This is a genomic window from Thiobacillus thioparus DSM 505 (assembly GCF_000373385.1).
GTDB classification, from domain to species: Bacteria; Pseudomonadota; Gammaproteobacteria; order Burkholderiales; family Thiobacillaceae; genus Thiobacillus; species Thiobacillus thioparus.
In genome coordinates this window covers 65,970-92,846 of record NZ_KB891333.1, presented here as the reverse complement: position 1 = coordinate 92,846, position 26,877 = coordinate 65,970, and the positions used below count along the sequence as shown (strand labels likewise).

At 63.2% G+C, this 26,877-nt stretch carries 24 protein-coding genes and 1 tRNA gene; 19 read left to right on the top strand and 6 right to left on the bottom strand.

Annotated features, from left to right (window positions below):
- The first annotated feature begins 26 nt into the window (after nucleotides 1-26).
- From B058_RS17130 to B058_RS0115730, 8 genes are read left to right on the top strand one after another with little or no spacing between them, the layout of a single operon-like run.
- On the top strand, nucleotides 27-707 hold the full coding sequence (locus tag B058_RS17130) for a DapH/DapD/GlmU-related protein (protein ID WP_018509463.1): 681 nt from the start codon (nucleotides 27-29) through the stop codon (nucleotides 705-707).
- Nucleotides 708-714: 7 nt separating this feature from the next.
- Nucleotides 715-2,259 carry a class I adenylate-forming enzyme family protein gene (locus tag B058_RS0115760; protein ID WP_018509462.1) on the top strand — a complete coding sequence of 515 codons (1,545 nt, stop codon included), beginning with the start codon at nucleotides 715-717 and terminating at the stop codon, nucleotides 2,257-2,259.
- A gap of 2 nt (nucleotides 2,260-2,261) precedes the next feature.
- Entirely contained in the window at nucleotides 2,262-3,389 is a 1,128-nt protein-coding gene (locus B058_RS0115755; RefSeq protein WP_018509461.1) for a Gfo/Idh/MocA family protein, read from the top strand.
- A complete protein-coding gene (locus tag B058_RS17125; protein ID WP_018509460.1) occupies nucleotides 3,386-3,673 on the top strand; it encodes an acyl carrier protein in 288 nt (95 codons plus the stop codon). Before B058_RS0115755 ends, B058_RS17125 begins: the two co-directional genes overlap by 4 nt.
- Before the next feature lie 19 nt (nucleotides 3,674-3,692).
- A complete protein-coding gene (locus B058_RS0115745; protein WP_018509459.1) occupies nucleotides 3,693-4,973 on the top strand; it encodes a class-III pyridoxal-phosphate-dependent aminotransferase in 1,281 nt (426 codons plus the stop codon).
- A 12-nt stretch (nucleotides 4,974-4,985) separates the two neighbouring features.
- Entirely contained in the window at nucleotides 4,986-6,047 is a 1,062-nt protein-coding gene (locus B058_RS0115740) for an FkbM family methyltransferase (RefSeq protein ID WP_018509458.1), read from the top strand.
- Nucleotides 6,048-6,064: 17 nt separating this feature from the next.
- Complete coding sequence (locus B058_RS0115735) at nucleotides 6,065-7,216, top strand: iron-containing alcohol dehydrogenase (protein ID WP_018509457.1); 1,152 nt, start codon at nucleotides 6,065-6,067, stop codon at nucleotides 7,214-7,216.
- 16 nt (nucleotides 7,217-7,232) lie between these two features.
- Entirely contained in the window at nucleotides 7,233-8,342 is a 1,110-nt protein-coding gene (locus B058_RS0115730) for a class I SAM-dependent methyltransferase (protein WP_157265946.1), read from the top strand.
- A 10-nt stretch (nucleotides 8,343-8,352) separates the two neighbouring features.
- Here the strand turns inward: B058_RS0115730 and B058_RS0115725 are convergent, their stop codons facing one another.
- On the bottom strand, nucleotides 8,353-10,830 hold the full coding sequence (locus B058_RS0115725; protein WP_081616821.1) for a tetratricopeptide repeat protein: 2,478 nt from the start codon (nucleotides 10,828-10,830) through the stop codon (nucleotides 8,353-8,355).
- Nucleotides 10,831-11,506: 676 nt separating this feature from the next.
- Here B058_RS0115725 and B058_RS0115720 point away from each other — a divergent pair.
- Nucleotides 11,507-11,863: a helix-turn-helix domain-containing protein gene (locus B058_RS0115720; RefSeq protein WP_018509454.1), complete on the top strand. Its 357-nt coding sequence runs from the start codon at nucleotides 11,507-11,509 to the stop codon at nucleotides 11,861-11,863.
- 107 nt (nucleotides 11,864-11,970) lie between these two features.
- Here the strand turns inward: B058_RS0115720 and B058_RS0115715 are convergent.
- The 4 genes from B058_RS0115715 to B058_RS0115700 form a co-directional block, all read right to left on the bottom strand.
- Nucleotides 11,971-12,046, bottom strand: a tRNA-Asn gene (locus B058_RS0115715).
- Between the two features lie 45 nt (nucleotides 12,047-12,091).
- Nucleotides 12,092-13,327 (bottom strand): Y-family DNA polymerase, encoded by a 1,236-nt coding sequence (locus tag B058_RS0115710; RefSeq protein WP_018509453.1) that lies wholly within the window; start codon nucleotides 13,325-13,327, stop codon nucleotides 12,092-12,094.
- A gap of 95 nt (nucleotides 13,328-13,422) precedes the next feature.
- Complete coding sequence (locus B058_RS0115705) at nucleotides 13,423-14,721, bottom strand: YhjD/YihY/BrkB family envelope integrity protein (RefSeq protein WP_018509452.1); 1,299 nt, start codon at nucleotides 14,719-14,721, stop codon at nucleotides 13,423-13,425.
- A gap of 27 nt (nucleotides 14,722-14,748) precedes the next feature.
- Complete coding sequence (locus B058_RS0115700) at nucleotides 14,749-15,942, bottom strand: pyridoxal phosphate-dependent aminotransferase (protein WP_018509451.1); 1,194 nt, start codon at nucleotides 15,940-15,942, stop codon at nucleotides 14,749-14,751.
- Between the two features lie 291 nt (nucleotides 15,943-16,233).
- Here B058_RS0115700 and uvrB point away from each other — a divergent pair, with 291 nt between their 5' ends.
- From uvrB to B058_RS0115675, 5 genes are all read left to right on the top strand, one after another.
- The gene (gene uvrB, locus B058_RS0115695; RefSeq protein ID WP_018509450.1) at nucleotides 16,234-18,261 is read left to right on the top strand and encodes an excinuclease ABC subunit UvrB; all 2,028 of its coding nucleotides are present in this window, start codon (nucleotides 16,234-16,236) and stop codon (nucleotides 18,259-18,261) included.
- Nucleotides 18,262-18,268: 7 nt separating this feature from the next.
- Nucleotides 18,269-18,748: a low molecular weight protein-tyrosine-phosphatase gene (locus B058_RS0115690; RefSeq protein ID WP_018509449.1), complete on the top strand. Its 480-nt coding sequence runs from the start codon at nucleotides 18,269-18,271 to the stop codon at nucleotides 18,746-18,748.
- A gap of 154 nt (nucleotides 18,749-18,902) precedes the next feature.
- A complete protein-coding gene (locus B058_RS0115685; RefSeq protein WP_018509448.1) occupies nucleotides 18,903-19,619 on the top strand; it encodes an RNA polymerase sigma factor in 717 nt (238 codons plus the stop codon).
- An 87-nt stretch (nucleotides 19,620-19,706) separates the two neighbouring features.
- The gene (locus B058_RS0115680) at nucleotides 19,707-20,306 is read left to right on the top strand and encodes a ferritin-like domain-containing protein (RefSeq protein ID WP_081616820.1); all 600 of its coding nucleotides are present in this window, start codon (nucleotides 19,707-19,709) and stop codon (nucleotides 20,304-20,306) included.
- A gap of 11 nt (nucleotides 20,307-20,317) precedes the next feature.
- A complete protein-coding gene (locus B058_RS0115675) occupies nucleotides 20,318-20,701 on the top strand; it encodes a c-type cytochrome (RefSeq protein ID WP_018509446.1) in 384 nt (127 codons plus the stop codon).
- A gap of 82 nt (nucleotides 20,702-20,783) precedes the next feature.
- Here B058_RS0115675 and B058_RS0115670 read toward each other — a convergent pair whose 3' ends face one another.
- A complete protein-coding gene (locus B058_RS0115670; RefSeq protein ID WP_018509445.1) occupies nucleotides 20,784-23,375 on the bottom strand; it encodes an Rne/Rng family ribonuclease in 2,592 nt (863 codons plus the stop codon).
- Nucleotides 23,376-23,793: 418 nt separating this feature from the next.
- Between B058_RS0115670 and B058_RS0115665 the strand changes: the two genes are divergently transcribed.
- The 5 genes from B058_RS0115665 to B058_RS0115645 are packed head-to-tail and all read left to right on the top strand — an operon-like array spanning nucleotide 23,794 to nucleotide 26,875.
- The gene (locus B058_RS0115665) at nucleotides 23,794-24,762 is read left to right on the top strand and encodes an RluA family pseudouridine synthase (RefSeq protein WP_018509444.1); all 969 of its coding nucleotides are present in this window, start codon (nucleotides 23,794-23,796) and stop codon (nucleotides 24,760-24,762) included.
- Nucleotides 24,746-25,402 carry an HAD-IIIA family hydrolase gene (locus B058_RS0115660; protein WP_018509443.1) on the top strand — a complete coding sequence of 219 codons (657 nt, stop codon included), beginning with the start codon at nucleotides 24,746-24,748 and terminating at the stop codon, nucleotides 25,400-25,402. The genes B058_RS0115665 and B058_RS0115660 overlap by 17 nt, the downstream gene beginning before the upstream one ends.
- Nucleotides 25,381-25,731: a Rieske (2Fe-2S) protein gene (locus B058_RS0115655; RefSeq protein ID WP_018509442.1), complete on the top strand. Its 351-nt coding sequence runs from the start codon at nucleotides 25,381-25,383 to the stop codon at nucleotides 25,729-25,731. The genes B058_RS0115660 and B058_RS0115655 overlap by 22 nt, the downstream gene beginning before the upstream one ends.
- Nucleotides 25,728-26,666, top strand: a complete 939-nt coding sequence (locus B058_RS0115650) for a S49 family peptidase (protein ID WP_018509441.1) — start codon at nucleotides 25,728-25,730, stop codon at nucleotides 26,664-26,666. Before B058_RS0115655 ends, B058_RS0115650 begins: the two co-directional genes overlap by 4 nt.
- A complete protein-coding gene (locus B058_RS0115645) occupies nucleotides 26,663-26,875 on the top strand; it encodes a hypothetical protein (protein ID WP_018509440.1) in 213 nt (70 codons plus the stop codon). The genes B058_RS0115650 and B058_RS0115645 overlap by 4 nt, the downstream gene beginning before the upstream one ends.
- Nucleotides 26,876-26,877 lie beyond the last annotated feature (2 nt).

Here is a 26,877-nt window from a genome sequence, read left to right as displayed (position 1 = left end):
GAAAAGGGCGGGGCATGACAGCTGCGATGGAAAATAAAAAACTGATCATCTACGGCAATGGCCAGATGGCACGCATGTTTCTGGAGTTTGCGCGACTGGAGTACGAGGTTGCGGCGTTTACCGTCGACCGCTCCGTCCTGACCGATCCCTTCATCGAAGGCCTTCCCGTCATCCCGTTCGATGACATCGAGACGGGCTACCCGCCGGCAGACCATTGCCTGATCATCGCCGTCGGCTATCGGGAGATGAATGACTTGCGGGTCCGCAAGTACCAGGAAGGGCTGGCCAAGGGCTATGCCTTCGCCAGCTATGTCCACGCGTCCGTGGTGCGCCACGCCAGCGTGTCGGTGGGCGAGAACACCATCATCCTCGACCATGCCGCCATCCACCCCTATACGCAGATCGGCAACAGCGTCTTCATTGCCAGCAATGCGTCGATAGGACATGGTTGCCGCATCGGCGACGCCTGCTGGATCAATTCGGGCGTTGCCATCGGGGGCGAGACCGTGATCGGGGACGCCTGCTTCCTCGGCATCAACGCTACCCTCGGCGACAACATCCGGGTCGGCAGGCAATGTTTCGTGGGCGCCAATACGCTGGTGACCCGGAACACGCTCGCCGACGAGGTGTATGTCTCGGCGAGTGGCGAGCGCTTTCCGCTCTCGAGTCAGGCTTTTCTTCAATTTATTGCCCGCTCCACCCGTTAGCATACCCATGCTGACTTCATCGCACCCCGCAGCCCTCTATGGGCACTTCCGGCATGCCGCCGAACGCAGCCCCGACAAACTGGCGCTCGTGGTGGGCAACGCCCGCTACACCTATCGCGACCTTCTGCAGGAGGTGGATGCGCTGGCGGATGGCCTGTCGATTGCAGGGGTGCATGCCGGCGACCCCATCGGCGTGCTCCTGCCCAATTGTGCCGAGTTTGTCCTGACCTTGCTCGCAGGCGCGCGCCTCGGCGTGGTCATCGTGCCCCAGAGCATGGGGCTGGGTGCGGAAGCGTTGGCGGCCACCTTCAAGGCTGCCGACGTCCGGCACCTGATCGCATGGTCAGGCGCGGCTTCCAGCCTGGACGACCTGCGTCTTCCGCCCGGCGGCATGCGTGTCGTGGCCGGCGGTGTCCGGGAAGGCTGGACATCCGTGCAGGCGCTGATCGATACAGGCCGCGCTACGCCCGGGCCGGCGCCCACGTTGTCGGAGACGTTGCCGTATCTCATGGTGCTCACCTCCGGCTCCACCGGACAGCCCAAGCCCATTCTCCTGAGCCAGCGTACCAAGCGGCTGCGTGCCGCGGCGGCTGCCGAGTTGTATGGCGTCACCGCGGACGACGTGACGCTGGCCGCCACGCCGCTGTATCACTCCCTGGCGCAACGGCTGGTGCTGATGCCGCTGATTTCCGGGGGGACGAGCATCGTCATGGCGCACTTCAGCCCGGCCACCTGGATCGCTGCGGTCCGCCAGCACGGCGTGACCTTCTCCATCGCGGTTTCGTCACAGCTCAGGCAAATACTGGACGCCTTGATCGCCAGCGGGGAAACGCTGCCCTCGCTGCGCTGTCTGGTGTCTTCTTCCGCGCTCCTGGACGATGAAACGAAGGCCAGGCTGCTGACCCACCTGTCCTGCGCGTTTCACGAGTGCTACGGCGCGTCGGAGATTGCCATTGCCACCAACCTGGCGCCCGGCGCGGCGTCCCGTAAACTGGGCTCGGTCGGTACCGCCATTCCGGGAACGGACGTCCTGATCCTCGGCGAAAACGGGCAGGCGGCGGCGCCGGACACGCCAGGTGAGATCGCGTGCCGCACGCCCATGCTGTTCAGCGGCTACTATGCCCAGCCGGCCGCGACGGAAGCCGCGATGTGGGGGGACTATTTCCGTACGGGCGATCTCGGCAGGATGGACAGCGAAGGCTTTCTGTTCTTTCTCGGACGGATCAAGGACATCATCATTTGCGGCGGCATCAACATCTATCCGAAGGACATCGAGGACGTGGTCGCCACCCACCCCGCAGTCAGAGAGTGCGCGGCCATTCCGCTGCCGGACGACCAGCTGGGCGAAGTGGTCGGCGTTGTCGTCGCCTTCCATGCGCCGGATGCGCCGGCGCAACCGCGCGACCTGCAACGGCTTTGCATGCAGCATCTGGGTGATTTCCAGCAGCCGCGCCGCTTCTTCGTCGTCGATGCGCTCCCGCGGAACGCAATGGGTAAACTCGACAAACCTGCACTGCGACAGGCCTATTCAACCGGCCTGCACAAAGGATAAGTATGGCCCATACCCACCTGCCTCCCCTGCGACTGGGTTTTATCGGCGGCGCCCTGAATTCGGCCGTCGGCTACACGCACTACAATTCCAGCCGGCTGGACGGCCATTTTCGCGTGGATTGCGGGTGCTTCAGCCGGCGTGCCGCCATCAACGAAGACACGGCGCGGACGTATGGCATCCCATCCGAGCGCACGCACGCCACCTGGCACGCGCTCCTGGAAAGCGAGCGGCAATCGCTCGATGCCATCCTGGTGCTGACGCCGACGCCGGATCATCTGGATAGCGTGATCGCGGCGCTCGATGCCGGGTATCCGGTCATTTGCGAAAAGGCCCTGGCGGTGTCCAGCGAAGCGTGCCGGCGCATCGGCGAAGCCGTGGACCGCAACCGCGGCTTCCTGGCGGTCACCTACAATTATTCCGGTTATCCGATGGTGCGCGAATTGCGCCGCATGATCGCCGACGGCCAGCTGGGGCGCCTGCAGCAGATCCAGATCGAGATCCCCCAGGAAGGCTTCCTGCGGCAGGCGGCTGCGCCGCAAGCCTGGCGCCTCAAGGACCATGCCGTTCCCACGGTGTCGCTCGATCTCGGCGTGCACGCCCATCATCTGGTCCATTTCCTGACCGGGGGCAAGGCGCCGCTCGAAGTCATCGGCGATCAGGCCACCTATGGCCAGTTCGGCGACATCGTCGACAACGTCTATTGCCTCGCGCACTACGAGGACGGCCTGCGGGTGCAGTCCTGGTTCGGAAAGACGGCGCTCGGCAACCGCAATGGCCTGCGCATCCGCGTCTACGGCAGTCTCGCCAGTGCCGAGTGGTTCCAGATGCAGCCCGAGGATCTGCTGTTCAGCCAGGCTGACGGCCGCAGACTACTCATTGACCGCGGGTCAGGCGATGCCGACCTGGCCCGGCAATTGCGCTACAACCGTTTCAAGTCTGGTCATCCCTCCGGGTTCATCGAGGCCTTTGCCAATCTCTATGCCGATATCGCCGACCAGCTGCGCCAGCATCAATCCGGCACCGTGACGCATAATGCGTTCGTCTACGGTGCCCAGGAGTCGGAAGAGGGTCTGCGTTTCCTGGAAGCCATTTCCCGATCGGCGCAGACACGAAAGTGGGAAGCAGTATGACGCGCCCCGACCAGACCACCCCCATGTCCCCATCCGTTTACGATTTCATCGTGCAGCTGCTCGAAGAAAAAGGCGCAGTCCCGGAACCTGCAGCGCTGCCCGCCTACCGATACCTCGACGTCGGCCATATCGATTCGCTCGCCTTCATCAAATTCATCTTTCGCATCGAAGAGCGCTTCGGCATCCAGTTCTCGGAAGCGGACATGCTGGGCGACCAGGCAAAAACCGTCGGCGGACTGGTTGCATTGATCGAAGAGAAACGCGATCGATCCCCCGCACCTTGATGACATTGGGTCACCTGACATGAGTCTGCCAGACAACAACGCGTCCCTGCTTGCCGAATATGGGCGCTACATGCTTCCCGTCCTCAGCTTCCGCGACATCGTCCTGGTGCGGGGGCAGGGGAGCTACGTCTGGGACGCGGATGGCAACCAGTATCTGGATTTGAACAGCGGCCAGTTCTGCGCGGTGCTGGGCCACTCCGACCCCGGCGTCGCCCGCAAGATGCAGGAGATCGCCCAGACCCTGCAGGACACCGACACCTCCACGCTGACGCGGTCGGTATTGCTGGCCGCCAAGCAGATTCATGACCGCGCCCCGGAGATGAACGGCAGGATCCTCTTCCTGTCGACCGGCGCGGAGGCCGTCGAATGCTGTCTCAAGTACGCGAAGCACATCAAGGAGAAGCCGGGCGTCATCGCCTTCGACAAGGCCTATCACGGGCTGACGCACGGCAGCGCCGCGTACTCGATGTCGCGCGACCGGATCCGGCCGCCGGTCGAGCACTCGTACGTCACGCCTGCGCCGCGTGCCCATGCCGATGACGAAGTGGAAACCGACCGCTGCATCGAGGCGTTCCGCCAGATCCTCGGCGAGTGCAAGGACGACATTGCCGCGGCGATCTTCGAGCCGATCATCTCGGGCGGGGGATTCTTCTTTCCGTCGCGCCGGTATTTCCAGGCGATCCGACAAATCTGCGACGACAACGGCATCTTCCTGGTCTTCGACGAATGCCAGACCGGCTTCGGCAGGACGGGCAGCTGGTTCTACTATCAGCAGCTCGGATGCGTGCCCGATTTCGTCGTGTCCGCAAAAGCCATGGGAATGGGCTACCCGGTCTCCTGCGTCATCGCCAACGGACATACCGTTCCCCATGCGAAGTTCGCGATGGAGTATTTCAGCTCCCACCAGAACGAGTCCTACGCCGGCGCCCTGGTGTCGCACCTGATCGACGAGATCGAAGCCCGCGGCCTGCTCGACCGCAACCGCGCCTCCGGCGCGTACCTCCTGGCTAAACTCGGCGCGATTGCTGCCGAATCCTCCCTTATCGGCAATCCCCGAGGCCAAGGGCTGATGTGCGCTTTCGACCTGAGCGACACGGGCAGGCTCGACAGCAAGCAGGCGGGCGACCTGTTCTGCAGGCTGGCCCAGCAGAACGGCTTGCTGCTCCAGCATTGCAATCTCGGCCGGACCATCCGCCTGCTGCCGAACTACGCCGCCACCGAGGCGGATTTCGACTTTTTTGCGGCCCGATTGCAGGCCACGCTGGCCCGGTTCCAGGCCACACTCGATCAACCTCTCTAGCGAGCGACCCCCATGTTATTTTCAGAGATCGACACGACTTACCTGGCCAACACGATCAAGGGCCTGCAGGGGAAAAAGCTCATCCTGTGGGGCGCCGGGCGGCGGCTCAAGGGTTTCGTCGAGCACTACTGCGGCGACGGCAAGCTCCTGCCCACGCCTTACGGCATCTGCGACAGCACGCGCGAGATTGCCGAGAAGACGCTCTGGGGCATCCCCGTCCTGCCATTCAAGGACGTGCAGAACATGCTGCCCAAGGATACCGTGATCATCATCACGGCCGGCCTGCTGGAACTGCAGGCGAGGGTGGTTGCAAGCGAACTCTACTATTTCCCGCTGTTCCATTGCCGGACCTTCGAGGTCTACGACTACCTGCAGAAAAACATGGACCAGTGCGACCGGGCCATTGGCCTGCTGGCCGATCCTGTGTCGAAGAAGACCTACCGGGGCTGCATCGAGAACATCCTGTGCGGACGGCTGTGGGACCAGTCCCTGTTCAGCCCCAGCCCGTATTTCGGCAACGACATCAACGAACGGCTCGACGCATCCGGCCAGCTCGTCTTTGCCGGCGCCTTCAACGGCAAGCATCTCGACCGCGCCCTCGAGAACAACCCTGCCATCCGCATCGCGGCCTTCGAGCCGAGCAAGACCTGGTCGGCCTATCTGCGGGACAAGTTCAAGGACGCACCGCAGGTGACGATCCACAACAAGATCCTCTGGAGCGAGAACACGCTACTGAGCTTCGACGACGACATGTCCAATTCCGGACTCGACGCGCACGTGACTGCGGACGCGGCTAACAGCACCTACCAGCACGAAGGCGTCGCCATCGACGAGATCATCGAGGGCAAGGTGTCGATGATCGCGCTCGACGTCGAAGGTTCGGAGCAGCGCGTCGTCCAGGGCGCGCATCGCATGATCGAACGCGACCGCCCGCGTCTGTGCCTTTGCCTGTACCACAACCTCGACGACTACTTCAGGATTCCGCTCATCATCAGCGAGCGCTATGGCTATCGCCTGCACGTCAAGCATCACTCCACGATCAGCGCGATCGAAACCGTCCTCTATGCGGTCTGACTGCCCGGCGTTCGCCCATGCTTGATTTCGCGTTCTCCATGCCGACCCGGATCCTGTTCGGGTCGGGTGCGCGATCGCTGCTGGAACGGGAACTGGACGAGCACCCCGTTTCGAAGGTAATGCTGGTCTATGGACGCGAAAGCGCGCGTCTGAATGGCAGCTACGACGACGTCACCGGCCTGCTTGAAGCGCGCGGCATCGCGTACCTCGAGCATCCGGGATGCCGGGAAGACCCGGATGACGAATTCGTCGGGGCAGGCGCCGACCTTGCACTCGATCACGGCGTGGATTTCGTCCTGGCGATCGGCGGCGGTTCGGTGATCGACGCCGCCAAGGCCATCTCTCTGCTGGCGGCCAACCAGGCACGTGACATCTGGGCGTATCACGCGGCACGGCAAGACTTCACCGCGCCCGCACTGCCGCTCGGCGTGGTGCTGACCACCACGGGGACGGGCACCGAGGTCAACGGCGGCTTCGTCATCAGCCGCCGCGCCGACAACGAAAAGATTGCGTTCAGCAGCCTGTCCACGCGTCCGCGCTTTGCCTATTGCAACCCCGACTACACGATCACGCTGCCGCCGCAGGTGCTGGCCGATAATTACACCGACATCCTGTCCCATCTGCTGGAGCAGTATTTTTCGATGGAGGACAGCACGGGAATCGTCGATGCGATCATTCTCGAAGCCATCCACTACCTGCTGAAGAACACGCCGGCACTGCAAACCTGGAAAGATTCGTACGGCTTCCGGGCCAACACCATGTTTGCATCGACGCTCTCGCTGTCCTATCTGTTTTCCTGCGGCAAGAAAGTCCCGTGGATCCTGCATTACCTGACCCATGCGCTGGCCGCCCGTCGCCCCATTTCGCATGGCGCATCGCTCAGGATCGTCATGCCGGGCTGGCTCGTCTGGCTGTCGGGCAACCCCGCCTATGCCTCGCGATCGCGCCAGCTTGCCGACAAGCTGGCGCTGTCCGATGCGGCCCAATTGGGACAGTATTTTCTCGATCACTTCGCGCTGATGGGCTGCGATCCGCATCCGCTGCTCAGCGATGCGGAGAAGGCGCAGATGGTGGCGCGGCTGTCGGCCGACATGGATTTTCTCGCTCGCGCAAACCTGCACGTGCGCGATCTGAAATGCATCCTCGACTGGACGCATCATGCATGCTGAACCGGCATCGCCTGACATGAACACGACAACGATACTGATCTTCCCGCTCGATATCGACGACGCGGACGCCTTCATCCGGACCGCGAAGGCGCTCGGCCGCACGGTCGTCGGCGCCAGCTCTGCCATGGCCGGCCCGGGGGATAAAGCGGTCGACGGTTTCCTCCGGCTGCCCTTCATCACCGACCCGGCCTTTGACCGGGCCTTGCAGAACGCGCTCGAACAGCACGCGGTGACGACGGTCTATGCGCCGCATCAGGGCGTCTGGCGCCATCTGAATACGCTCCTGAAAACACACCCGGGCCGCTTCCGCTTCACGCTCTGCAGCCCCGATCCGTTTTCCGCGACGCAGCAGCGCTTTGCGCCACACGAGGCGTGGGCTGCCTTGATGTCGTCCGACTCCCCGCTTGCAGGACTTGCGGCACCCCAGCCGATCCGTCCGCCCTTGTCGCCTGCACGGTATTCTGCGCTGCATCGGCAGTTCCTGAGCATTCCCGGGGATTCCGATGTCGGAAAACTTCATGCCTTGTGCGACATTGCCCGTCTGTTGCCCCTCGGCGACCTGCTCGAAGTGGGATGCCTGTACGGACGCTCGGCGTTTGCGCTGGGCTATCTGGCCCGCCAGTACACGCTGGGCAGCATGATCTGCGTCGATCCGTGGAATACCGCCGAGCTGACCGACCAGGGCGCCGACGCCGCGATCATCAACGTCGAACTCGCCAACACCGACATCGACAGCGAAAAAATCTTCCGGGTATTCCTGAATGCCGCAGCCCTGCTCGACAACGTGGGGTATATCCGCAAAACCTCCGAGAAAGCGACGGGCGAGTATGAGGCGGCCATCCGCAGCGGTGCATTGCGCAGCCCCGAACTGGGCAGCATTCCGGTCAGCGGGCAGCTGAGCCTGCTGCACGTCGACGCCAACCATCGCTACGACCACGTGCGGCGGGACGTCGAGCTATGGAGCCCTTATCTCGTCGAGGGGGGCTGGCTGCTGCTGGACGACTATGTGTGGGCGTTCGGCGACGGACCGCGGCGGGTGGGCGACGAACTGCTCGGTAGTCCCCTCTACGATTCGGCGTTCGTCAGCGGCGACACCCTGTTCCTGCGCCGCACCGGCGTGAATTGAGGCGCGCGCCTCAGCTGCTACACCATGTCCGCCACATCTCCCGGTAGGCGGCTTCCAGGTGGCGCGTGACGGTTTCCGGGCCATAGTTCGACGCCGTCATCCGCGCGCGCAGGGACTGCCGGATTCGATCCAGCCCTGGCAAGTCCTGCGCCATCCGTATGGCGAGCTGAAAGTAGTCTTCCTCGCTGTGCGTGATGAATTCGCTCAGACCGACACGCGACAGCAAGGGAACCGCGCAGCGCGACACCATGTGTTCGCCGGCCAGGGTGATGACCGGCACCCCCATCCACAGCGAGTGCATCGTGGTGGTGCCGCCGTTGTAGGGGAAAGGGTCGAGCGCCAGATCGATCGTGTGATGCAGCGCCAGGTACTCGCTGAACGACATGCGCGGCTGCAGGATCAGGCGATCGGCTTCCACGCCCGCCTGGCCGAACCGTTCGATCACCCGCTGCCGGACGCCGTCGTCCGTTATGTTGCCAAGCATCAGCCTGGCGTGCGGTAGCGCTTTCAGAATCCGTGCCCACAGATTGACGACCGATGGGTTGATCTTGATCAGGTTGTTCAGGGAGGCGAACACGAAGGTGTCGGCGCTCAGGGCCGGCAATGGATTGACGGGCGGACACCCCGGTTCCGGCCGGTAGGCCACGCCCGAGTCCGGCATGCGCACCAGCGACTCGCTGTGGTAACGCTCGGTCAGCCCGGGCGGGTCCATTTCCGCATTGGTGATCCGGTAATCCATCGCGGTGAGGCCGGTGGAGCCGGCGTAGCCGATCCACGTGGCCTGCACGGGCGCCGGTTTGCGGGCGAACACGGGCAGGCGGTTGTAGCCGGTATGTCCGGACAGATCGATCAGAATGTCGATGCCGTCCGCACGAATGCGTTCGGCGAGCTGCGCGTCGCTCATTTTCGAACAGGCCAGCCAGTGATCGGCGTGGGCGGCAATCTGCTCGGTATGGGCATCACGCTTGATGTGGTTGTAGTAGCAATGGATCTCCATCTGGGATTTGTCGTGTCCGGCCAGAATCGGCTCGATGAAGAAGGCCACGGCATGATTGTAAAAGTCCGCGGAGACGTACCCGATCCTGAGTCGTCGTTCGGGGTCGCGGCTGTTGGCGTGGGGCCGCCAATGCGCCTTGAGCGGGGTTTCGAAGCGCTCGGCGTAGCGCTGGTGTTCGCTGAATACTTCCGCCGGCGTGACAGTATCCATGTACTGCATCGTATACAGCAGGTTGCTGTATGCGATCGTCGAATCCGGCTTGAGCGACAGGACCTGCCGGTAACAGGTGATGGCTTCGTCCAGCCTGCCTTGCGCCTGGAGCGTATTGCCCAGGCCGTTGTAGGCCTCGGCGAAATCCGGCTTGAGCAGCAGTGCCTGTCTGCCGCATGTGGCGGCTTCGTCCAGCCGGCCGTGTTCCCTGAGGGCGGTTCCCAGACTGTTGTAGGTCTCGGCGGAGTCCGGCCTGATTTCGAGCGCCCGCTTGTTGGAGGCGATGGCTTCGTCCAGCCGGCCCAGTGCATAGAACGCCTCGCCCAGATTGCTGTATGCCTCGGAGAAATCCGGCTTGATCGAAACAGCCTGTCGGCAGCAGGCGATCGTTTCGTTCAGCCTGTCCTGCTTCTGGTAAATGACGCCCAGGTTGTTGTAGGCCTCGGCGAAATCCGGCTTGAGCCGGATGGCCTGCTCATAGGCCTCGGCCGCCTCGTCCAGCTTGTCCTGGTTCTTCAGCACGTTGCCCAGGTTGTTGTAGGCGTCGGCATAGTCCGGCTTGAGCTCGATCGCCCGTCGGTAGCTTGCGGCTGCTTCGTCCAGGTCTTCCCGCTCCCTTAGCGCATCGCCCAGGTTGTAGTGCACTTCCACCAGATCCGGATCGAGCCTGAGGGCCTTGCGGTAGCTGGCGATCGCCTCGTCCAGCCGGCCTTGCGTCTGCAGCGCATCGCCCAGGTTGCTGTGCAGCTGGGCATAGTTGGGCGTGAACGCGACGGCCTTGCGGTAGCTGGCGATCGCCTCGTCCAGTCGGCCTTGCTCCTTGAGCGCATTCCCCAGGTTGTAATGGGCATTGGCATGGTTGGGCTGCAGCGCAATGGCTTTCCGGTAGTGGGCAATCGCCTCGTCCAGCGCGCCTTGCGCCATGAGCACCACCCCCAGGTTGTTGTGCCCGTCGGCAAAGTTCGGCGCGATCTTGGTCACACTGCCGAGCAGGACGGCCGCCACATCGAGCATGCCGATCTGATACGCAATCATCCCCTGCATATGCAAGGCATCCGGATGATTGGGCGACAGTTGCAGGATCTGCTGGCAAACCGCGTCGGTCTCGCGCAACTGCCCCGCCTGGTAGTGTGCGGAGGCGCGCTGCAAGGCATTCGCGAGATCCATCGCTGCCGAAGCGGGGGGGACGGGTTGCCCCGCCGTGAGCAGGCAGCACTGCTTGTACTTCTTTCCGCTTCCGCACGGACACGGATCGTTACGCGCGATTTTCTGGGTTGTCATGGCACATTGAGAGGGCGCGGCGGGGCCGGTTCAGCGCCTATTGTAGCGATCCTTGGAGAGAGCCCGCACGATCGTGGCGCGAATGAACGGAAACGTGGACCAATCGACGACGAACTGGCAACCCGCAAATGCGCCGCTTCCGTTTCCAGGCCGCATCAAACCGGGATGAAAACGCCCATTCGCCAACTCATAGTCATTTCCTATATGAGTTATTGACATTAAGTCTTTGAAAATGGCAATCGCTTGATTGATGATTGGGGTCGTCAATAATTTCTGTTGCTGCGCCTCTCGGTTTTATAACGTCCCGCTATGCGAAGGCGCCAGGATCGTTGATGTTCTGGAGGATCAAGCAAAGATCCTCCCTAGGCAAGGAGGTTTTCGTACTGAAAATTAAGGATTCTTGGATGCGTTAAACGATGGCGTGAAGTCTTTTTGGGCCGTGCGGCCTTTGGCCAAACCAACGGGGCTCCCGGACAGAGGCATCACCCGCCAACTCAAGCGAACGCCACCACCGGATGTTCGTGGTGCTTGTCTTTCCAGTCTTTCATGGCGTGCCGATCAAACGAATCGCCATGCCTTCCCACACGGGAAACCCCGCCGAGCTGCTAACGCTACTCCCCTTGATACGCATCAATGAATCCCCCTAATCGTTGATGGACGCTTGCATGGAAACTATATGGTCAATCTAACGGAATTTGGGATAGTCGTGAGGAAAGCGAGGCTTGACGCCAAGGTGACCCAGAGCGAAATGGCGGCCGCGCTGGGCGTGACGTCAGCTTTTTTGAGTAATTTGGAGAAAGGGCGAAGCAAGATTCCGGAAGAATGGGCAACGAGAATTGAATCGTTCTTCAAGCATAAAGGTGTCGCTACCCCGAATCTGCGCAAACTGGCAGATGTGGCGAACCGCTCGATATCGCTGGAAGGCATGAACCCGCAGAAAGCGATGATGCTGGCTGCCTTCGCAAGGGCAAGCTTTTCCCAGCAGCAGATGGAAAAATTCTCGCAACTGCTCGGCGAGATCAAAGAGAACTAGCCGAGGCTGATTGTCGGATCGGAGTTGCCGTGCCTGCAAACGATTGCATGCAAAGGGTGGCAACTGGAAATAAAAAAGGCCCGCATCGTTGCGGGCCTTTTTGTATCTGGCTCCCCGACCTGGGCTCGAACCAGGGACCTGCGGATTAACAGTCCGTCGCTCTACCGACTGAGCTATCGGGGAATGGGAAGCGCGCATTCTAGAGATGGCGGGCGATTCGGTCAACCCTCAGCCGTCATTTTCCACCTGCAATTCGGGCACGTGGCTGAAGGCGATGCGCATCGGCGCGGTGCCGCGGCTGCTGTGGGCGCCGCCGAAATACAGGGTATTGGGGCCGTAGCGCTGGTTGATCTGGTCGAGCACGTTGTTGAGGGGTTCGTGCAGGTCTTCGGGGTCGAACAGGTCGCGTGTGACCTGGCCAGGTTCGACGAAGTCGGACAGGGTGACGCCGACCTTGAGGATGGGGCCGGGGTCGGACGGGCGGCGTTGCCACAGTTCGGCCAGCACGGGGTTGAACTTGAAGGTGTCGGCGTGCGGCGAGAAGCGCGCCTGGTCGACCCAGCGGGGATGGCCGGTGCCGGTCTTCATGTATTGCAGATGCAGGCTCAGGGCGCCCGCGCAGTAGCCGTAGTAGCGCAGCCGCATCGCCGCCTTGTGCAGCAGGCGCTTGAGCACGGCGAGGGCGGAGGCCGGATCGCGCAGTTCGGGCGCGAGCACGTGCGAATGGCCGATGCTGGCGCGCTGGGTGGGGGCGGCGGCCATCGCGTCGCCGCGCAGCTTGGCATAAAAACGTTCGCCTCCGATGCCGCCCCAGACATGGCGCAGGGTCTCCTTGCTGGCGGTGCAGAGCTGCTCGACGGTATGGATGCCAAGCTGGTTGAGGCGGTGTTCCATGGCGCGGCCGATGCCGGTCAGCGCGCCGAGCTTGAGGCCATACAGCCGTCCAGGTAGTTCGCTCTGGCGGATGACGACGAGACCGTCGGGTTTCTGCATGTTGGACGCGGTCTTGGCGAGGAAGCGGTTGGGTGCGATGCCGATCGAGCTGTGCAGCATTTCGCCGACCTGGTCGTAGATCGCCTGTTTGATCTGCTTGCCGAGCTTGATGGCGTTGGCTTCCTCGCGGTCGCTGCCCATCAGCTCGCAGGCCATTTCGTCGATCGAGAGCACGTCGCCGACGGGGGTGCAGGATTCCACCGCAGCGATGATGCGATGGTGGATGTCCACATAGATCGAGGGCCGCGCCTGCACGAAGACGATGTCCTTGCAGAGCTTCCTGGCCTGCCACACCGGGGTGCCGGTACGGATGCCGAAGTGCTTGGCGTCGATGCTGGCGGCGATGCAGCAGGTGGTGTCGGCCATCACCGGCAGCACGCCGATGGGCCGGCCGCGCAATTCGGGGCGCAACTGCTGCTCGACCGAGGCGAAAAAGGAATTGAGATCGACGTAGAGCGACTGCAAGGACATGGCGGCTGCGATATCCCGGCTTTCCCGGATGACGGAAAGGCCGGGCTGGGGTTACGATTGAAGTAGTGTATATCCATACACTATTTCAGATCAATTCAGCCTGGATTCGCCAGGTTCATCCGTTCCAGCCGCTGGCAGAGTGTGTCGATGATGCGGCGCGACAACGGGGCGGAATGGCGCATCAGTTCTTCGAGGAGATGCGGCGGCAAGGCCAGCACGGTGATTTCGCTGTCGGCGACGACCGAGGCGGTGCGCTTTTCGTTCAGCAGGTAGGCCATTTCCCCGAACAGCTGGCCTTCGTTGAGTTCGCTCAGCCGGCGGCGGCCTTCGGCGGTGTCCTTGTAGACTCCGGCGCGGCCGGCGTAGAGGAAGTAGGCGATGCGCGAGTCGTCGCCTTCCGCGATCAGCACATGGCCGGCCGGGTAGGTCTCGCCGTATTTTTCCAGCAGGCGATGGGCGTTGCCGAAGACATAGCTTTCGAGCGTGCTGGTCCCTTCGTCGGTGGCGGCGAGGAACAGCTTCTCCAGGGCGGTGATGTCGGCCTTGCCGCAGGCATACAGCGCCTGTGCCCACAGGTACAGCAGCAGGAAGGCGAAATAGGCGCCGATCAGCACGAACACCACGCCGCCGAGTGCGCCGTACAGGCTGTGGTAGTTCTCCAGCTTGAAGAAGGCGCCGAACAGGGCGAACAACATCCCCAGGCTCACCGTCGCAGCCAGCGCGAACGCGGCGGCAACGCGCGCGCGCGGATGCCTGCGCGGCAGCCGCCAGTAGGCGGCAAACAGCAGCGCCCAGATCATGGCAAAGCCGAACAGCGAGTTGAGCGCCTTCAGGACCAGCGCGTTGCCGATGCCGATGAAGTCGTTCTGCGCCAGGAAGCTCAGCGTCACCTGCGCCAGGGCGGCCACGCCCATCAGCAGGAACAGCACCGGCAGGATGATCAGCGGCAGCACCCACGACACCACCATATTGCGCCTGATGGTGTCGGGAAAAATGATGCTGAACGTGCCCTGCATCGTGTTCACCAGCCCGCGCGACGACAGCAGCAGGGTGACGAGACCGACGCCGCCGGCGGCGAGTTGCGTCTGACGCGGAATGAAGCCGAGCGAGGTGAGCGTGTCCAGTTGCATCTGACTGTAGAGCGCGGCCATGAGGATGGTGGCAGGCACCGAGTTCTCGGCGATGCGGCCCAGCAGCTGCAGGGCGTAGCTCAGCAACAGCAGCAGCGGGGTGGCGGACAGCAGGAAGTAGAACGAGGTTGCCGCGGCGTGGTTCTGCAGGCTGTTCTGCTTGAACAGGCGTGCGGTGGTGTAGCCGAGCTGGAGCAGCCAGCTCAGCGTTCCCGGAAGGGAAACAGTCCCGTGCGGGGAGGGCAGGGCGGAGGGTGGAGACATGCCGCTAGCCTACCCGCGCCGGGCGCGCTAGGCCAGCGCGGCGGCGATGCGTTTCAGCGCCTTTTCCAGGTTGGCGTGCGAGGTGGCGAACGACAGGCGGATATAGCCTTCGGCACCGAAGGCCGAGCCGGGAACGACGGCGACGTCGGCACTTTCGAGCAGATATTCGGAGAAGGCGATGTCGGTCGCTTCCTCGATGACGTCGCGCGCCAGCAGGTTCAGGATCGCGGGGCGTACGTAGGGGAAGGCGTAGAACGCGCCGCCGCTGTCGACGCAGCTGAAGCCGGGGATGGCGTTGAGTCCATCGACGACTAAACGATGGCGTTCCTTGAAGGCGTCGAGCATCGGCGTGATGCAGCCCTGATCGCCGTTGAGCGCGGCCTCGGCGGCCACCTGCGAGATCGAGGTGGGGTTGGAAGTGGACTGCGACTGCACGTTGGTCATCGCGCGCATGATCGCCTCGGGCCCGGCCGCATAGCCGATGCGCCAGCCGGTCATCGAATACGCCTTCGACACGCCGTTCAGCACCAGGGTGCGGTCGTAGAGGTCGGGGCAGACGTTGAGGATGTTGACGAAGGGCACGTCGTTCAGGCGGATGTGCTCGTACATGTCGTCGGAGGCGATCAGTACCTGCGGGTGCTTGCGCAGCACGGCGCCCAGCGCGGCCAACTCGTCGCCGCTGTAGACCGCGCCGGTAGGGTTGGACGGGCTGTTGATGACGACCAGCCGGGTCTTCGGCGTGATCGCCGCTTCCAGTTGCGCGGGGGTGATCTTGAAGCCCTGCTCGATGCCGGCCTCGACGATCACCGGTTTGCCATCGGCGAGAATGACGATGTCGGGGTACGAGACCCAGTACGGCGCCGGGATGACGACCTCGTCGCCGGGATTGATCACGGCCTGCACCAGGTTGAAGAAGCTTTGCTTGCCGCCGCACGACACCAGGATCTGCTTGGGGCCATAGTCGAGGCCGTTGTCGCGACGGAGCTTGTCGATGATCGCCGCCTTCAGGCTGGGCGTGCCATCGACCGCCGTGTATTTGGTGAAGCCTGCGTTGATCGCCTTGATCGCCGCGTCCTTGATGTGCTGCGGCGTGTCGAAGTCGGGCTCGCCGGCGCCGAGGCCGATGATGTCGCGGCCGCTCGCCTTGAGCGCGGCGGCGCGGGCGGTGACGGCCAGGGTGGGCGAGGGTTTGATGGCCTGTACGCGGCGGGAGAGTTCCACTATGGTTCCTTCAGAGCATCCGCTGGAGCGGAAGTGCTACTATCGACAAGTTTTAGCCGCGCGATTTTAACCCGAATGTTTCATAAATTCGCGTGATGATCGCGCAGGATTTTGTTTTGTAGGGGAATTTTGTGAAGGAGTGGCGTAGTGATTCATACGCCCGACGGAGCAAAGTTTCCATACGAAGCAAAAGCCCCCGCAAGGGGGACGCCGGATTCGTAAGCGCCAAGGCGCAACGACTCCGCTGACCAGCGAGCGGCGCGTCCTAATTTATGAAATATCCGGGTTCTGATGTTCGTCACCTTCCCCAATAGCCCCTTCCGTCTGTTTCAGCCGTTTCCGCCGGCTGGAGACCAGCCGACCGCGATCGCCCGGCTGGTCGAGGGGATCGAGGACGGCCTGTCGTACCAGACTCTGCTGGGGGTGACCGGCTCGGGCAAGACCTTCACCATGGCCAACGTCATCGCGCGGACGGGACGCCCGGCGCTGATCATGGCGCCCAACAAGACGCTGGCGGCGCAGCTGTATTCCGAAATGCGCGAGTTCTTCCCGGAAAACGCGGTCGAGTACTTCGTGTCCTACTACGACTACTACCAGCCGGAAGCCTACGTGCCGGCGCGCGACCTGTTCATCGAGAAGGACTCCAGCATCAATGAGCACATCGAGCAGATGCGGCTCTCGGCGACGAAATCCCTGCTCGAACGGCGCGATACCGTGATCGTCTGCACCGTGTCGGCGATCTACGGTATCGGCGACCCGTCCGACTACCACAGCATGATCCTGCTGCTGCGGCAGAACGAGAAGATGACCCAGCGCGACGTCATCACGCGGCTGACGCAGATGCAGTACGACCGCAACGACGTCGAGTTCAAGCGCGGCGTGTTCCGCGTGCGCGGCGACGTCATCGACATCTTTCCGGCGGAACATGCGGAAACTGCGATCCGCGTCGAGCTGTTCGACGACGTGGTGGAGACCCTGCACCTGTTCGACCCGCTGACCGGGCAGATCCTGCAGAAGGTCGGGCGCTTCACCGTGTTCCCGTCGAGCCATTACGTGACCCCGCGCGAGACGACCCTGCGTGCGATCGAGCAAATCAAGGTCGAACTGCGCGAACGGCTGGAGTGGTACTACGCCAACGGCAAGCTGGTCGAAGCGCAGCGGCTCGAGCAGCGCACCCGCTTCGACCTCGAGATGATGGTCGAACTGGGCTTCTGCAAGGGCATCGAGAATTACTCGCGCCATCTGTCGGGGCGCAAGCCGGGCGAGCCGCCGCCGACGCTGATCGACTACCTGGCGAAGGACGCGCTGATGTTCATCGACGAGTCGCACGTCACCGTGACGCAGGTCGGCGGCATGTACAAGGGCGACCGCTCGCGCAAGGAAAACCTGGTCGACTACGGCTTCCGCCTGCCGTCTGCGCTCGACAACCGCCCGCTGAAGTTCGAGGAGTTCGAGGCGCTGATGCCGCAGACGGTGTTCGTCTCCGCCACGCCGGCCAAGTACGAGGCCGAGCACGCGGGGCAGGTGGTCGAGCAGGTGGTGCGCCCGACCGGCCTGGTCGATCCGGTGGTCGAGGTGCGCCCGGTGGGCACGCAGGTCGACGACCTGATGAGCGAAGCGCGCAAGCGCATCGCCGTCGGCGAGCGCGTGCTGGTCACCACGCTGACCAAGCGCATGGCCGAGGATCTCACCGATTACCTCGCCGAGCACGGCATCAAGGTGCGCTATCTGCATTCGGACATCGACACCGTCGAGCGCGTCGAGATCATCCGCGACCTGCGGCTGGGCGAGTTCGACGTGCTGGTCGGCATCAACCTGCTGCGCGAGGGCCTCGACATCCCCGAGGTGTCGCTGGTGGCGATCCTGGACGCCGACAAGGAGGGCTTTCTGCGTTCCGAGCGTTCGCTAATCCAGACCATCGGCCGTGCCGCGCGCCATTTGCACGGCAGCGCGATCCTGTATGCCGACCGCATCACCGATTCGATGCGCCGGGCGATGGACGAAACCGACCGTCGCCGTACCAAGCAGGTCGCCTTCAATACCGAGCACGGCATCACGCCGCGCGGCGTGGTCAAGCGCATCAAGGACATCATCGACGGCGTGTACGACGCCGACGCCACGCGCCAGGAACTCAAGGCGGCGCAGACTGTGGCCGAATACAAGTTGCTGGATGAGAAATCGCTGACGAAGCGGATCAAGAAGCTGGAAAAGGACATGCTGGACGCGGCGAAGAACCTCGAATTCGAGAAAGCTGCGGAACTTCGCGACCAGTTGAAGGAACTCAAGCAGGTGTTATTTGGAGTGGAAGAACATGACTAGGGTGTTGATGATCTGCATGGGCAACATTTGTCGTTCGCCGATGGCGGAGGGCATGCTGCGTAAAGCCCTGCAGGAGGCGGGTCTCGACCGACACGTGGAAGTGGATTCGGCCGGCACGCATGCCTACCACATCGGGTCGGCGCCTGATCCGCGTGCGCAGCAGGCGATCCGCCAGCGGGGGGTGGACATCAGCAATCTGCGCGGGCGCAAGGTGGCAGACGAGGACTTCGAGCGCTTCGACTACATTCTGGTCATGGACGGCGACAATTACGACAAGCTGATCCAGCGCGCGCCGGCGCGCCACCACGGCAAGATCCGCCGGCTGCTGTCGTTCAGCCGCAAATACCCCAACCTCGATGTGGTCGATCCGTATTACGGCGGCCCGCAGGGATTCGAGGAAAACCTCGACATGATCGCGGATGCAGTACAGGGCCTGATCCGCGAAATCACCTCCGATTCAAGCGTAAGCACCCGAAAATCCGTTTAACGCTTCGCCGACTTGCAAGACCGGGCTGCTGATGGCCCGGCTTGTCTCCTCTCCGTGATCACCGTTATTCCAGGCTGGGTATCGCCAGTGGGAACGGGATGTGTTTTGCTGTCATCTAATGGCGTGACAGCAGATCGCACATCAGGAGACATTCATGCAGCAGCCTGTGCCGCAAGCCCCCATCAAGGATTTGACGGACGCCGAATTGGCGGGACGCATCGCATCGGGGGACAGGCTTGCGCTTCAGTGCCTGATGCGCCGGTACAACCAGACGCTCTACCGTACCGCACGCAGCATCCTGAAAGACGATGCCGAAGCCGAGGATGCCGTTCAGGAGGCCTATGTGCTGGCCTATCACGCAATGGATCATTTCCGCGGCGATGCGAAATTGTCGACCTGGCTGATCCGTATTGCGGTCAATGTGTCGATCCGGCGCGCACGCAAGCTTAACCGTAGCGCCAAGGTGATCGACCTGGTTGCCGACCCGGCGGATTTCCGCGAGACCGGAGGGATGTCGCAGGGGGCCGAGATGGATGAACACACGCCTGAGCAACCTGAACGTGCCGCCTTGCGCGCGGAAACCCGGCGGCTGATCGAGGACAAGATCAGCCTGCTGCCGGATGCCTTCCGCACGGTATTCGTCATGCGTGCGATCGAGGAAATGTCGGTGACCGAGACGGCGATTTGCCTGGATATTCCAGAGGCCACGGTACGCACGCGCTATTTCCGGGCGAAAGGCTTGTTGCGCGAAGCCCTGGCACGCGAAATCGACTTCAGCCTGAGCGAGGCATTCTCGTTTGCCGGCGATCGCTGCGATCGCATCGTCGCTGGCGTGTTGCGCCAGCTCGGCAATTCATCCCCCGGTATTTGATTCGCCTGGTTGTCCGGCACAAGGCACAGCTGGGCCGCGGCTGGGCATGCAGGTTTGTTCGCAGCACTTTTGAAAAGGAAAAACACCATGTCTTCACGCATTCAATCCCCGGATGCTTCACTCTCCCTCGCCTCTGACGTGCCGGACCTGGAAACACGCCGTTCCTTCCTCGGGAAATCGGGGCTTGTTCTGTCCGGTGCGGCGGTCGCGCTGCTGGCCGGCCGGGATGTGCTGGCAAAAGGGAACCGGTCTGCCGGTTCCGATGTGAACGTGCTGAATAGCGCGTTGGGCGCAGAGCTCGAGGCCATCGCCGCATACCAGGTAGGGGCGGAAAGCGGCCTGCTGCAGAAGCCCGTGCTCAACCTGGCCGTGACGTTCCAGGGGCATCACAAGGAGCATGCCGACGTGCTCGCAAAAACCATCATCAAGCTGGGCGGCCAGCCCGTGTCGGCAAAAGAGAAGTACACCTTCCCGGTGGAGACTTTGAAAACCCAGTCCGATGTATTGCGTTTTGCCGCCATGCTCGAAAAGGGCGCAGTCAGTGCCTATCTGGGCGCGGTACCGGTCTTCGACAATCGCGATCTGGCCAAGGCCGCAGCCAGTATCCTGGGCGACGAGGCCATGCATTGGGCGATCCTGCGCAACGCGCTGGGCGACGCGCCGGTGCCTGCTGCGTTCATGTCGTGAAGCTGGCGCCTATGTCGGCCGCCGTCGTGCTCGCCGTTGTCGTCGGCGCGGCTGCGGCGAAAGGCGAATTAACCGGTGACCCGAAAGCAGGCGAAACGATCTATGCGCGCTGCTTTGCCTGTCATGCGCTCGCTTACAACCGCACCGGCCCGAAACATTGCGGCTTGCTGGGACGGCGCGCAGGCAGCGTGGCGGGGTTCCAGTACTCGGCGGCGATGAAGCGTGCGAACTGGGTCTGGAACAAGCAAACCCTCGATCGTTTTCTGGCCGATCCGCTGAAGACCGTTCCTGGAACCACGATGGGATATGCCGGCGTGAAAGACAGGCAGGAGCGTGCCGATCTGATCGCCTATATCGAACAGGCGGGTCATTCCGAGGTCTGCCGCGCGCGTTGAGTCGAATCGCACGTCATCCTTGGATGCAGCAAGAACATGGGCCGCTTCAAGCGGCCCATGTTCTGTGGGGCGGTGCAGTGGATTACTTCGACTGTGTTTCCACCTGCACCAGCGGCTCCTGGGGCGGCGTCACCTGCGGGCGGGTACGTCGGCGCGTGGGATGCGGAGCCGTTTCAGCCGATGCCGGCATCTCGGTGACGCTGGTCACGGGCGCTGTGGTTTCCACCTGCATCAGGCTGACGGCTTCGGCTTCTGCCTTGACCGCGGGCCGGCGACGCCGACGTGAGCGAGACGGTTCGCTACGTTCAGCCGTGTCGACGGCAACACCCTGGGTTTCCACCTGTTGCAGATCGGCCTTGCTGGTTGCCAGGTCTGCCAGGATGGTGGCCGGCGATGCGGTGACCGCACCGGGTAAGGGTGCGCTCGGCGCAGCTACGGTTTCCAGTTGCAAGGCCTGCTGCGCAGGGGCGGTGACCGCTGCCGGTGCGGGCGTCGCCTTGGGTTTGCGCGCGATTTCGATGACTGCGTGGAAGCCGGCGGTTTCGATGACGGCATGCGGCGCGACCGTGCTGCCAGCCTCGGCCGCATCTGGACGGGCGTCGCGGGGGCGGCGATTGCCGCGTCCGCGGCGGCTGCGCGACTCGCGTTTTTCCTCGGCGCCGGCTTCACGCGGAGCGTCGGCCGTTTCCGCTGTGCGCGGGGCGACTTCGGCTTCGGGACGCGGCTTCGGCTGGCGTGGCGGACGCGGCTGTTTGGGTTGCTCGCTGCCGCGGGTTTCCCGGGTCTCGCGACTCTCACGGCCTTCGCTTTGGCGCGGCTCCTGCTGGCGGGTTTCGCCATTGCGAGGCTCGCCTCGTCCTTCGCCGCGGCCGCGGCGCTGGCCGGGTTTGCGCTCGCGTTCGCCCCGGCGCTCGCTTGGGCGTTCGCTGCGCGCGATGGCGGCAACCGGTTCGGCTGCGGGGGCGGTTTCGGCCGCGGCGGATTCTTCGCCCCGTTTTTTGAACCAGCCGAAGATACGCTCGAACAGGCTGCCCTGGGCTGCTTGCGGCGCGGCCGGTACCACCGGGCGTGCCGCGGGGACCGGTTGCGGCGGCGCGATGGATTTGACCGCGGCTTCCTGGCGCGCCGGCGCGGCGGCCTGGGCGGTCTGGTAGACGGATTCGGTTTCCGGCACGACCGCCATCTTGTAGCTGGGCTCGGCCGAGCCGGTCAGGTTCAGTTCGTCGTGACGCAGGCGGGTAATGGTGTAGTGCGGGGTTTCCATGTGGATGTTGGGGATCAACACCACATTGACCTTGAGCCGCGATTCGACGGTGTGGATGTCGACACGCTTCTCGTTCAACAGGAAGGTGGCGACGTCGACCGGCAGCTGCACGTGTACGGCGCCGGTGTTTTCCTTCATCGCTTCTTCCTGCAGGATGCGCAGGATGTGCAGCGCCGACGATTCAGTGCCGCGGATGTGGCCGGTGCCGTGGCAGCGCGGGCAGGGCGTGTAGCTGGTCTCGCCGAGCGAGGGCTGCAGCCGCTGGCGCGACATTTCCAGCAGGCCGAAGCGCGAGATCTTGCCGGTCTGCACGCGGGCGCGGTCATGATGCAGGGCATCGCGCAGGCGATTCTCGACTTCGCGCTGATGCTTGGGGTTTTCCATGTCGATGAAATCGATCACGATCAGGCCGCCGAGGTCGCGCAGGCGCATCTGGCGGGCGATTTCGTCGGCCGCTTCGAGGTTGGTGTTGTAAGCGGTCTGCTCGACGTCGCTGCCCTTGGTGGCGCGGGCCGAGTTGACGTCGACCGACACCAGCGCTTCGGTGTGGTCGATCACGATGGCGCCGCCGGCCGGCAGGTTGACCTGGCGCGAGAATGCCGACTCGATCTGGTGCTCGATCTGGAAACGCGAGAACAGCGGTACGTCGTCGCGGTAGAGTTTGACCTTGTTGACGTTGGCCGGCATCACGTGCGCCATGAACTGCTGCGCCTGTTCGTAGATGTCCTCGGTATCGATCAGGATTTCGCCGACGTCCGCCGAGAAATAGTCGCGGATGGCGCGGATCACGAGGCTGCCTTCCTGATAGATCAGGAAGGCGCCGGGCTGCGAGGTGGAGGCGCCGTCGATGGCCTTCCACAGGCTCAGCAGGTAGTTCAGGTCCCACTGGAATTCTTCGGCGGTGCGGCCGATGCCGGCGGTGCGGGCGATCAAACTCATGCCTTCGGGGATGTCGAGCTGCGCCAGGGTGTCGCGCAGTTCGTTGCGCTCCTCGCCCTCGATGCGGCGCGAGACGCCGCCGCCACGCGGGTTGGTCGGCATCAGCACGACATAGCGGCCGGCCAGCGAGACGTAGGTGGTGAGCGCCGCGCCCTTGTTGCCGCGTTCATCCTTTTCCACCTGGACCAGCAGTTCCTGGCCTTCCTTCAGATTTTCGGGGACGCGGCCGCCGTTGGGCAGGCAGGCACGGGAAATTTCCTTGAACGGCAGGAAACCGTGGCGCTCGCAGCCGTAATCGACGAATGCGGCTTCCAGGCTGGGCTCGACGCGGGTGATGACACCCTTGTAGATATTGCCCTTGCGTTGTTCCTTGCTGGCGGACTCGATGTCAAGGTCGACGAGCTTCTGTCCGTCGACGATGGCAACCCGGAGTTCTTCCGCTTGGGTTGCGTTGAAAAGCATGCGCTTCATTGTTTACTCCCGCGCGCGTGCATACGGGACAGGCCAGACTGCCGCCTAAAGTGGGCGGCTCATGCGATCACGGATTGGGTTGAGTGAAATGGCATGGGTGAGGTGTCCTGTTCCTGGAGAGGGGCGCCGGCAGAGCCGGGGCGGTCTTTCCGATTCCCGCTGGCACGGAGCCGAGCGTGAATGCTGATTTCGTATGCTTCTTGTCGCGTCATTGATAACATCGCTGCTTTGCCGATTGCGCGGGGCGGGTGGCTTCGACTGTCCGCGCCAACGTGGAGTTGGCTGGGCGGCAGGAATCCAGACGGGCCGGGCTGGCGGCGGCCGGTGAGCGTTTTAACCGGCGTGATCTCTAAAATCTCCGGCATGAATGCCGGGCAATTGGACAGGCAAAAATCGGCCTGAACCGGCGGTAGTGTATATGAAAATGAAGGACTTAGAGAAAGATTCGGTCAGGCGGCTGAAGATCGACGATAGCGCGGATAGCCAGCGTCTGGATAACTTTCTGATGGCGCGGCTGAAAGGCGTGCCGAAAAGCCGCATTTACAAGCTGGTGCGAGGCGGCGAGGTGCGGATCAACGGCGGCCGGGTCGACGTCGGCTATCGCCTGAAGCTGGGCGACGAGGTGCGCATTCCGCCAGTGCGCGTAGCCGTACCCGTGATCACGCCCGCGACCCACCTGCCGCAGGGCGGGCTCCGGCTGGTGCCGCACATCCTGTACCGCGACGATGCCCTGATCGCGCTGAACAAGCCGGCCGGCATGGCGGTGCATGGGGGCAGCGGCATTTCGCGCGGGGTGATCGAGCAGATGCGGTTGGAGCTGCCGGAATGCCGCTATATGGAACTGGTGCACCGGCTCGACCGGGAGACCTCGGGCGTTCTGCTGATCGCGCTGAAGCGGCGCGCACTCGTCGGGCTGCACGCGGCGATGCGCGACGGCAAGATCGAGAAGCGCTACCTGACGCTGGTGGCGGGGCGCTGGCCGAACCCGGTGCAGCATGTGAAACTGCCATTGCACAAACGCGTCACCGACGAGGGCGAGAAACGGGTGACGGTACGCGACGAAGGCCAGGCCGCACACACCATTTTCCGCCGCCTGCAGCAGTTTGATGCGTTCACCCTGCTGGAAGCGGAACTGAAGACCGGGCGCACCCATCAGATACGTGTGCACACCTCGCATCTGGGCTTTCCGATCGCGGGCGACGACAAATACGGGGATTTCGAACTCAACAAACAGCTGATCAAACAGGGACTGAAGCGCATGTTTCTGCATGCGGCCAAGCTGGTGTTCGAGCATCCCATTTCGGGCGAGCGCATGCAGATCGAAGCGCCCTTGCCCAATGATCTGGCCAAGTTTCTGGATACTCTGAATCATGCCCAAGCAGTTTGATGTACTGATTTTCGACTGGGACGGCACCCTGATGGATTCCGCCGGGGTGATCGTCGACTCGATCCAGCGTGCCTGCGAGGATATCGGCCTGGCCGCGCCGAGCGATCGCGCATCGCGCCAGATCATCGGCCTCGGGCTGGTCCAGGCGCTGCAAACCCTGCTGCCAGATCTGCCGGCGGACGCTTATCCGCGCCTGGTCGATCGTTACCGCCACCATTACCTCGGCCGCGATGCACAGATTCCGCTGTTCGCTGGCGTGCCCCAGGGCATCCGCGACCTGCACGAGCGGGGCTTCCAGTTGGCCGTTGCCACAGGGAAAAGCCGCATCGGCCTCGAACGCGCGCTCGAAGCCAGCAGCCTCGGGACCTGGTTCGCCGCCACCCGTTGCGCCGACCAGACGCACTCCAAGCCGCACCCGGCGATGGTGCTGGAACTGATGGACGAACTCGACGCCGATCCGGCCCGCACCCTGGTGATCGGCGACACCAGCCACGATCTCCTGATGGCGTCGAATGCCGGCGTCGCCAGCCTGGGGGTCACCTATGGCGCGCACGAAGCGGGCGACCTGCATCCGCACGCGCCGCTCGCCCTGATGGACAGTTTTGTCGAGGTGTATGCATGGCTTGCCGCGAACGCCTGATCTGCGCCGCAAGCGATCTCGCCGAACTGGGTCGCGGCATGCGCTTCGAGCTGACCCGTTTCGGTCAGCCGCAGCAGGCCTTCGTGGTGCGTTATGACGGCCAGCCGCGCGCTTTCCTCAACCAGTGCGGCCACGTGCCGGTGGAACTCGACTGGCAGGAAGGCGAATTCTTCGATCACTCGCGGCTATACTTGATCTGCTCCACCCACGGCGCGCTCTACCACCCCGCAAGCGGGCACTGCGTCGGCGGACGCTGCGCCGGACGCGGCCTGATCCCAGTCCCGGTCGTCGAACGTGACGGCCATGTTTATCTGATGGAAGAACAATGAGTGAACCCACCCCGAATTGGGAACGTGAAGTCCTGGAAAAACTGGCGCTGTCGGCGATCCAGGAGCAGCGTCGCAGCCGCCACTGGAGCATCCTGTTCAAGACGCTGGGCTTCCTGTATCTCTTCATCGTGCTGTTTCTGGTGGCGGGCTGGTTCGGGTCGGACGGCGTGTCGATCAATGGACACACCGCGCTGGTCGATCTGCAGGGCGAGATCGCGTCCGACAAGGCCAGTGCCGATACCGTGATCGCCAGCCTGCAGAGCGCATTCGACGACAAGAAGACCAAAGGCGTAGTCCTGCGCATCAACAGCCCCGGTGGCAGCCCGGTCCAGGCCGGCCAGATCCATGACGAGATCAAGCGCCTGCGTGGCCTGCATCCGGATATTCCCCTGTACGTCGTGGTGGACGACATCTGCGCCTCGGGCGGCTATTACGTCGCCGTCGGAGCCGACAAGATCTTCGTCGACAAGGCCAGCATCGTCGGCTCCATCGGTGTGCTGATGGATGGCTTCGGCTTCACCCAGACCATGCAGAAACTCGGTGTCGAGCGCCGCCTGCTCACCGCGGGCGAAAACAAGGGCTTCCTCGATCCTTTCTCGCCGGTCGATCCCAAGCAGGAAGCCTATGCCAAGCAGATGCTGGAAGAAATCCACGGCCAGTTCATTAGCGTGGTTCGCGAAGGCCGCGGCAAGCGCCTGAAGGAAACCCCCGAGATGTTCAGCGGCCTGGTGTGGAGCGGCGAAAAGAGCATCCAGCTGGGCCTGGCCGATGGCCTGGGCAATGTCGAATCGGTTGCGCGCGACGTCATCAAGGCCAAGGATATCGTCGACTTCACCCAGCACGAGGGCCTCGCCGAGCGGCTCGCCGGACGCCTGGGCGCGTCGATGGCAACGGCGCTGGCGCCGTTTGAAAAGGCAGGCGTCACGCTGCGTTGAGCGATTACCGGCCGATTCCCTGCGCCAAGCACGAGCGGCTGGAGTTTGCCGCGCTCACAAAACAGTGGCTGCAGGTGACGGTAGGCGGTGGCATGGCGCAACGCCTGCTGCCTCTGGATGTGTACACCCGCGATGGCGCCGAATGGCTGAAAGCGCAAACCGGAGTGGGTGACGTGGTCACGTTCAGGCTCGATACGCTGACATTCTGATT